This window comes from Pseudomonas sp. NPDC089428 (assembly GCF_044749325.1).
Taxonomy (GTDB): Bacteria; Pseudomonadota; Gammaproteobacteria; order Pseudomonadales; family Pseudomonadaceae; genus Aquipseudomonas.
The window spans coordinates 22,315-30,846 of sequence record NZ_JBIVHT010000006.1 but is presented as its reverse complement, the minus strand read 5'-3'; the positions used below and the strand labels follow the sequence as shown (position 1 = coordinate 30,846).

The 8,532-nt window shown below is 63.1% G+C and carries 5 protein-coding genes and 3 tRNA genes; 7 read left to right on the top strand and 1 reads right to left on the bottom strand.

All coding sequences use genetic code 11. The features are described 5' to 3' along the window. Positions 1 to 54: 54 nt before the first annotated feature. The 3 genes from ACIPZ5_RS13320 (at position 55) to mgtE (ending at position 2,098) form a co-directional block, all read left to right on the top strand. A tRNA-Arg gene (locus ACIPZ5_RS13320) sits at positions 55 to 131 on the top strand. 70 nt (positions 132 to 201) lie between these two features. Beyond that, positions 202 to 278, top strand: a tRNA-Arg gene (locus ACIPZ5_RS13315). 377 nt (positions 279 to 655) lie between these two features. Then, positions 656 to 2,098 (top strand): magnesium transporter, encoded by a 1,443-nt coding sequence (gene mgtE / locus ACIPZ5_RS13310; protein WP_343596227.1) that lies wholly within the window; start codon positions 656 to 658, stop codon positions 2,096 to 2,098. A 228-nt stretch (positions 2,099 to 2,326) separates the two neighbouring features. Here the strand turns inward: mgtE and ACIPZ5_RS13305 are convergent, their stop codons facing one another. Next, positions 2,327 to 2,653 (bottom strand): Arc family DNA-binding protein, encoded by a 327-nt coding sequence (locus ACIPZ5_RS13305; protein WP_003254499.1) that lies wholly within the window; start codon positions 2,651 to 2,653, stop codon positions 2,327 to 2,329. A 347-nt stretch (positions 2,654 to 3,000) separates the two neighbouring features. Between ACIPZ5_RS13305 and phnN the strand changes: the two genes are divergently transcribed. From phnN to ACIPZ5_RS13285, 4 genes are all read left to right on the top strand, one after another. Beyond that, complete coding sequence (gene phnN, locus ACIPZ5_RS13300; RefSeq protein WP_400809082.1) at positions 3,001 to 3,588, top strand: phosphonate metabolism protein/1,5-bisphosphokinase (PRPP-forming) PhnN; 588 nt, start codon at positions 3,001 to 3,003, stop codon at positions 3,586 to 3,588. 128 nt (positions 3,589 to 3,716) lie between these two features. Then, a tRNA-Arg gene (locus tag ACIPZ5_RS13295) sits at positions 3,717 to 3,791 on the top strand. A gap of 198 nt (positions 3,792 to 3,989) precedes the next feature. Continuing rightward, on the top strand, positions 3,990 to 4,967 hold the full coding sequence (locus tag ACIPZ5_RS13290) for a TauD/TfdA family dioxygenase (RefSeq protein ID WP_343596223.1): 978 nt from the start codon (positions 3,990 to 3,992) through the stop codon (positions 4,965 to 4,967). Between the two features lie 167 nt (positions 4,968 to 5,134). Further along, entirely contained in the window at positions 5,135 to 8,530 is a 3,396-nt protein-coding gene (locus ACIPZ5_RS13285) for an amino acid adenylation domain-containing protein (protein WP_400809079.1), read from the top strand. Positions 8,531 to 8,532: the final 2 nt, after the last annotated feature.

Genomic DNA, 8,532 nt, shown 5'->3' with positions numbered 1-8,532 from the left:
GCTTGCAAAGGCACTTCACCCGCCAGCGGTATCTGGTTTAAAACTGCCAACCACGGACTCATAGCTCAGCTGGATAGAGTACTCGGCTACGAACCGAGCGGTCGCAGGTTCGAATCCTGCTGAGTCCGCCACTTTTGAAGTGGCTCTGCTTGCAAAGTCGCTTCACCCACCAGTGGTAATCTGGTCTAAAACTACCACCACGGACTCATAGCTCAGCTGGATAGAGTACTCGGCTACGAACCGAGCGGTCGCAGGTTCGAATCCTGCTGAGTCCGCCACACAATCAAGAAGCCCGCTCAATTGAGCGGGCTTTTTGTTTTCTGTTTCACTGTTTTGTCAGTGATGCCTGACTAGACTGCACAGAAACCGGCGCGACAGACTTTTGCGCGGTTGATGTGTTTTTTATTGCGCGCCTGCCGTCGCACTGATGGCTTCGAGCGTTGTCCCAGCTTTATCACGCAAACGATTGTTCTGGCCAAAATTTTAAGCGATCTGACCGCCCAGGCAGTGTATGATTGCGCCCGTCAGCCCCGCCGGGGCTTGTGGAAAACCACCATGGACTTACCCAGTAGTTACTCCTTAACAAGATTCATACAGCTAGATCTGACTGATTGATTCTCCCGGCGTGCTCCGCTGCTGGGAGTGGAGTTCGCCTATGACTGAAGTAGAAGTAAAGAAAGCTCAAGAGAGCCTGCAGGATCGCCTGGCCCAGGTGGTCGAACTGCTGCAGCGTCAACGTGTGGTAGAGGACCTGACCCATCGTCAGGAAGGTCAGCATAATGACCTGGTAGAGAGCCTCGTCCACCGCCAGAACCTGGTCGACCTGCAGCGCAAGCTGGACGACCTGCACCCTGCCGACGTTGCCTACATCCTCGAAGCCTTGCCTCTGCAAGACCGCCTGACGGTCTGGCAGCTGGTGCGCTCGGATCGCGACGGCGACATCCTCCTCGAAGTTTCCGACTCTGTTCGTCAATCGCTGATCGCCGACATGGACGATCACGAGATCTTGGCTGCCGCCAAGGAAATGGACGCCGACGAACTGGCCGACCTGGCGCCAGAGCTGCCGCGTGATGTGGTTCACGAGCTGATGGAAAGCCTTGATGCCCAGCAGCGCGAGCGCGTGCGTTCGGCATTGAGCTACGACGAGGAGCAAGTCGGTGCGCTGATGGACTTCGAGATGGTTACCATCCGCGAAGACATCAGCCTGGAAGTGGTGCTGCGCTACCTGCGTCGTCTGAAAGAGCTGCCCAACCATACCGACAAACTGTTCGTGGTCGACTACGAAGGCATCCTCAAGGGTGTACTGCCGATCAAGCGTCTGCTGGTCAACGACCCAGAGAAGAAAGTAACGGAGGTCATGGCAACCGACCCCGTGTCTTTCCACCCTGAGGAAGATGCTTACGACGCCGCTCAGGCCTTCGAACGTTATGACCTGGTTTCGGCACCGGTGGTGGACAAGAGCGATCGCCTGATCGGCCGTTTGACCATCGACGAGATGGTCGACCTGATCCGTGAGGAGAGCGAAAGCGAAGTCCTCAACATGGCCGGTCTGCGTGAGGAGGAAGACATCTTCGCCTCGGTCTGGCGTTCGCTGCGCAACCGCTGGGCGTGGCTGGCGATCAACCTGATTACTGCCTTCGTCGCCTCGCGGGTGATCGGTCTGTTCGAAGGCTCGATCGAGAAACTGGTGGCGCTGGCTGCGCTGATGCCGATCGTTGCCGGTATTGGTGGCAACTCGGGTAACCAGACCATTACCATGATCGTCCGCGCCATGGCGCTGGACCAGGTGTCGCCAGGCAACACCAGCCGGTTGATGCGCAAGGAACTGGCGGTGGGGCTGCTCAATGGCCTGGTCTGGGGTGGGGTGATCGGTGCGGTGGCGTTCTGGCTGTATGGCAGCTGGTCACTGGGCGTGGTGATGACCGCAGCGATGACGCTGAACCTGTTGCTGGCGGCATTCATGGGCGTGCTGATTCCGATGACCCTGACGCGCCTGGGGCGCGACCCGGCCATGGGTTCGAGCGTGATGATCACTGCCGTGACCGACAGCGGTGGCTTCTTTATCTTCCTGGGCCTGGCCACGCTGTTCCTGCTCTGAAGCGTTGAAGTTGGCGCGTGTGGTGTGGGAGCCGCGCTTGCCGGCGATGGGCCGCATAGCGGCCCCAGGTTTTTGAAAATAAAATAAGTTGCAGGCTGCAAGCGAGGGCTTCGCCCTCGATCGCCGGCAAGCGCGGCTCCCACAGATACTGCACTGTGCAAAGGCAAATGAAGCGCAACGAAAAAAGCCAGCTTACGCTGGCTTTTTCGTATCTGCTTGCTGCCGGCCTCAGGAGGCGTCGGCCGCCATTTCCACATCGTGAGCGATGAGGGCCACCAGCGCATTCTGCTGGCGGTGTGACAGCTGGCGGAAACGTTGCAGGAGCTCGCGCTCGTGCAGCGACAGCTCCGGGCTGTCCAGGCGCATGCTCAGCTCGTCGCCCAGCGCGCCTTCCTGGATAAGGCTCTGTTCCAGGCGCGCGATGATCTCGGAGTTCATGCTGCGGTGATGGTTGCGCGCTACCTCGGCAATGCGCTCACGCATCCCGTCTGGCAGGCGGACGACGAACTTGTCAGCGGTGCGGCTCGAATAAATAGCCTGTTTCATTGGGCGCATATAAATTGACCGGATTTACTGGTTCAGGGGAAGCGGTTCTCAAATTGGCCGCACGGAGTGGTAGTACGACCGTGGCGACGACAAAATGTTCAACCGTCATGAAAATTTGGAAGGTCATCTTGCCTCATGGTCGCCGTTTCCTTGGCGTCAATTCTGTGACAAATAGTGAGCCGGATAAAGGCTTTTTGCCAGTACCAATTATCAGAAATGAGCACTGGTTTGAAAAGTTTTGCATTATCCATCTCGCCGCACCGTCAGCCTTTTGCCGTCAAAAACCTGTAAAACGCAGCAAAGGACACAGAAAACACCTAGAATGCGCGGGTTTCCTTCCATAGAGCATAGTGGCTATGCAACATGACGCAAGCGCCCGAGATGGAGCCTCAGGCCGCCTGATATTTCTGATAGGACCATCGGGTTCGGGAAAAGATTCCCTGATCAATGCTTCTCGTGCGCAATTGTCTGCCGCAGGGGTGGAAATCGCCCGGCGGGTCATCACCCGCTCCGCTGAGGCCAAGGGTGAAGCGGCCCAGGGCGTGAGCGCCGAACGCTTCGCCCAGCTGCGCGAGGAGGGCGCATTCGCCATGCACTGGCAGGCCAATGGCCTGGAGTACGGGATTCCCGCCCAGGTGGATCAATGGTTGGCGCAAGGGCACTCGGTGCTGGTCAATGGTTCGCGGGCCTATCTGTCTACCGCGCGCAAGCGTTACCCGGACCTGTTGGCGGTGTGCCTCGACGTGCAGCCTGAGGTGCTGCGTGAGCGCTTGCTCGCCCGCGGGCGAGAAACCCCGGAGCAAGTCGACCAGCGCCTGGCGCGCAATGCCCGGCTTCAACAGGAGGCGGCATCGTCGGTACACCTGCTCGACAATTCAGGTGAATTGGCAACGGCGGTAGCGGCCTTGCTTGATCTGCTGCGTCAGGAAAAGTTGATTGTCTGATCGCCTCTCAGAAAACCCCTACGTGCAAAAAGCCCGATTCAGGCATGACAAACGGTGGCGCGCTGGTTAACATGCTCGCCGTCCGGCTATTGCTGCATCCAGCTCAGCAAAATCGCCGGTGGCTTTCAGTCCCTGTAGTTTAATGGATAGAACGGGGTCCTCCTAAGACTCTGGTGCAGGTTCGATTCCTGCCGGGGACGCCATCCACGCTAAATCCCTCCCTCTGCCCCTCGTTTCCTCTGCACACGCCCGACGTGCGCTACGCGCGCCCGAGCCGAAGCTTGCCGTCATTTTATCGAGGGTCGAAGGATGCATGCCGCCACCTGCTTCAAGGCCAGCCAGGCGCTGCCTGATCAATTGCTGTTCAACCCGTTGCGGCCAGCAGCCGTAAGGGGGCAGCCATGAGCGCCACACTGGAGCTGCTTGCCCGGCCACTGCTACCCGGTCAGTGCAGCCTGCCCCTGCTGGTCGAGGCACCCCACGCCGGCCTGGACCTCAACGAAGCGTTGCAGCCGATCCGTGAGTTGGTAGACCGCCACTTGCTCGATGCCGGTGGCATTCTTTTTCGCGGTTTCCAGGTGGGCGGCGCCGAGGCCTTCCGCAGCTTTGCCGGCGGCTTCGGCCACCCGCTGCTGAATTACGAGTTCGGCTCTACCCCGCGCAGCAACGTCACCCAAGGCGTGTACACCTCCACCGAGTACCCGCCGCACCAGAAGATCCCGCTGCACAACGAGCAAGCCTACACCCGTGAATGGCCGATGAAGATCTGGTTCTACAGCATGATCGCCGCCGAAAGCGGAGGGGAAACGCCGATCGCCGACAGCCGCGAGGTGTTCCGCCGCATCGACCCGCGCATTCATGAACGCTTCAACCGCCATGGGCTGATGTACGTGCGCAACTTCGGCAATGGCCTGGATGTGCCCTGGGAACAGGTGTTCAACAGTGACGACCCGGCCGTGGTGGAAGCCTACTGTCAGCGCCATGCGATCAGCTGCGACTGGAAGGATGACGGCGAACTGCGCACCCGCCAGATCTGCCAGGCCGTGGCCCGCCACCCACGTACCGGCGAAGATGTGTGGTTCAACCAGGCGCACCTGTTCCATGTTTCCAACCTGCCGCCTGAAGTGCGCGAGAGCCTGCTGGAAATCGTCGACGAGGAAGACCTGCCACGCAACGTCTACTACGGCGACGGTTCACCCATCGAAGACTCGATCCTCGACGAAGTGCGCGGCGTGCTGGATGAATGCACCATCGCCTTCCCGTGGCAGGAGGGTGATGTGCTGATGCTCGACAACATGCTCGCCGCCCATGCCCGCAGCACGTTCACCGGCAAGCGCAAGGTCATCGTGGCGATGGCCGAGGGGCACGGTGCGGGCTGAGCCGCGCAGCACCGCGGCAACCGCCGGGGCGTCTTCGGGCGCACCGGCGTGCTGCTGCAAATGGGCGTGAGAGGTTTTGCAAACAGCGCCTAAATGCAAGCCGGAACCATTCGTTCAACAGGTATCGCGGAGCCCAGGGCGGCTCCCATCACCGGTTCGGACGACCTATGAGCACCCTCGATCAATCCCTGAAGCTGGCGCGCCGCTTCATTGAACTGCCGCTGGATAAACGCCGTGTCTTCTTCGCCGCCCTGCGCGACGAGCAAGTCGATTTCACCCACTACCCGATCCCCGACTGCAGCGGTGTCGCCGGCCGCGACCAGCTCTCCTATGCCCAGCAGCGCATGTGGTTCCTCTGGCAGCTGGAGCCGGGCAGCGCCGCCTACAACCTGCCGGGGGCCGTGCGCCTGCTCGGCAAGCTGAATCACCAGGCGCTGGACCTGGCCTTTGCCGACCTGGTGCAGCGCCACGAGTGCCTGCGTACCACGTTTGAAGAAGTCGACGGGCAGGCGCTGCAGCGTGTCGGTGGCGGCGCCCAGGCGCAGGTTCGCCATGTCGATCTGTCCGGCCTGGACGCGGACCAGCGCCTGCGGCGGACCCGTGAAGAAGTCGCCCGCGAGGCCGGCCAGCCGTTCGATCTGCAACAGGGCCCGCTGCTGCGGGTGGCGCTGCTGCAACTGGCGGCGGATGAGCATGTGCTGTTGCTGACCCTGCATCACATCATTGCCGACGGCTGGTCGATGAACATCCTCATCGAAGAGCTCATGCGCTGCCTGGACGCCCGTAGCGCTGGAAACCAGGCCCAGTTAACGCCACTGGCCGTGCACTACCGCGACTACGCCCTCTGGCAGCGCAGCTGGATGGAAGCCGGCGAGCAGGCGCGGCAGCTCGACTACTGGCGGGCTCAGCTGGGCGAGGAGCACGAGCCACTGGAATTGCCCACCGACCGGCCACGCCCGGCACAGCCGAGCCACGCCGGCGCGCGCCTGGAGTTCGCCATCGATACCGAGCTGCGCAATGGCCTGAAGGCGTTGGCCCAGCGCCAGGGCGTGACCTTGTTCGTGGTGCTGCTGGCGGCCTTCAAGACCCTGTTGTACCGCTACAGCGGGCAGGGCGACATCCGCGTCGGCGGCCTGATTGCCAACCGCAACCGCGGTGAGGTCGAGGGGCTGATCGGTTTCTTCGTCAATACCCAGGTGCTGCGCAGCCAGCTGGACGGCCGCCAGACCTTCGCCCAGTTGTTGCAAGCGCTGCGCCAGACCGCCCTGGGCGCGCAAGCCCATCAGGAGTTGCCGTTCGATGCACTGCTGGAGGCGTTGCAGCCCAGCCGCAGCCAGAGCCACAACGCGCTGTTCCAGGTCATGTACAACCATCAGCCCCTGGTCACCGACATCCAGGGCATGCGCCTGGGGTGCGGCCTGCAGCTGGCGCACCTGGACGCCGAACAGAGCGTGGCCAGCGCCCGCAGCCATGCCGCCGCCAGCGACCTGATGCTGGAGACCCGCGAGGAAGGCGAGCGCTTGTTGGCCGCCTTCACCTACGCCACCGATCTGTTCGACGCCACCACCGTCGAGCGCATGGCCGGGCATTGGTGCAACTTGCTGCGCAGTGCGCTTGCCGACCCGCAACGTCGAATCGGCGAGCTGCAAGTGCTCGATGCTGCAGAATCCAATCTGCTACAGAGCTGGGCGCTGAAGGCTCCCGCATCGCGGCCAGTAGCACTGGCCCATCAGCGCTTCCAGGCACAGGCAGCGCGCACGCCCGAGGCGGTCGCGCTGGTGCTGGCCGGCGAAGGGCAGGGCGCCAGCCTGAGTTACGCCGAGCTGGAACGCCGCAGCAACCGCCTGGCCCAGCGCCTGGTGCAGTCGGGTGTCGGGCCTGAGGTGCTGGTGGGTGTGGCCTTGGAACGTTCGCTGGACATGGGGGTTGCCCTGTTGGCGGTGCTCAAGGCCGGTGGTGCCTATGTGCCGCTGGACCCGCAAGCGCCCAGCGAGCGTATCGCCCAGGTTTTCGCCGACAGCGGCCTGCGCCTGCTGCTGACTCAGTCGGGCCTGCTGAACCACTTGCCCGTGGCTGAGGGTATCGAGGTCCTGTGCCTGGACCAGGCGCAGGAAGCACAACCTGAGCATGCCCCGCAGGTAGCACTGCAGCCCGGCAACCTGGCCTACGTGATCTACACCTCCGGCTCCACCGGCCGCCCCAAAGGCGTCGCCATCAGCCATGGCGCGCTGGCCGAGTTCTGCGAACTGGCAACCGACTATTCGCGCCTGAGCGTAGATGATCGGGTGCTGCAGTTCGCCACCTGCAGCTTCGACGGGTTCGTCGAGCAGTTCTACCCACCGCTGTGTGTCGGTGCCCGCGTGGTGCTGCGCGACAGCCGCCTGTGGGACAGCGCCAGCTTCCTGCAGGCACTGCAGCAGCACGGCATTACCGTGGCCGACCTGCCAGCTGCCTACTGGCACATGCTGGTGCAGGACTACGCCCGTGCCACCCCACAAGCGTTTGGCGCACTGCGCCAGGTGCATGTCGGCGGCGAAGCCATGGCGGTCGACGGCCTCGACCTGTGGCGCCGTGCTGGCCTGGGCGGCGTGCGCCTGCTCAACACCTATGGCCCGACCGAAGCCACGGTGGTGTCCAGCATCCACGACTGCACGGCGCTGGCATCGCAGGATGTGTCCTGGCGCGGCATTCCCATTGGCCAGGGCCTGGCCGGCCGGCGCCTGTGCATCCTCGACGGCGAGCTGCAGCCTGTGCCGGCGGGGGCCATCGGTGAGCTGTACATCGGTGGGCCTGGCCTGGCACGCGGTTATCACGGCCAGCCCGCGCTCAGCGCCGAACGTTTCCTGCCCGACCCCGAAGTCCCCGGCGAGCGCCTGTACCGCACCGGTGACCGTGCCCGTTTCGACGCCAATGGCGCTATCGAGTACATCGGCCGCGTCGATCATCAGGTGAAGGTGCGCGGCTTCCGTATCGAGCTTGGCGAAATCGAGATGCGCCTGCAGCAATGCCCTGGCGTACGCGAGGCGGCGGTGCTGGCCCTGGACATGCCTGGCGGGCGGCAGTTGGTGGCCTATGTGGTCACCGAAGCCGATGGTGCCAGTGCCGAAGCGCAGCGCCAGGCGATCCGCGAGGGCCTGCGCGCGACGCTGCCGGACTACATGGTCCCTGCGCACCTGGTGCTGCTGGCAAAGCTGCCGCTGACCCCCAGCGGCAAGCTCGACCGCAAGGCCTTGCCCGCGCCTGACCCGAGCCAGTTGCAGGCCAGCTTCCGCGCACCGGTCAGCGAGCAGGAACAACAGCTGGCGGCGATCTGGATGGAAGTCCTGCAGGTGCCCCGCGTCGGCCTCGACGACAGCTTCTTCGACCTGGGTGGGCACTCGCTGCTGGCGGCCCAGGTCATTGCCCGGATCAAGTCCGAACTGGGCGTCGCGCTGCCCATGCGCAGCCTGTTCGAGCGCCCGCACCTGGCCGCCCTGGCGCAAGAGCTGCAGGCCCTGGGCGGCACCGCCGACCAGGACTGGGCCGACATGGAAGCGTTCATGAATTCACTGGAGGAGGTTTGAGC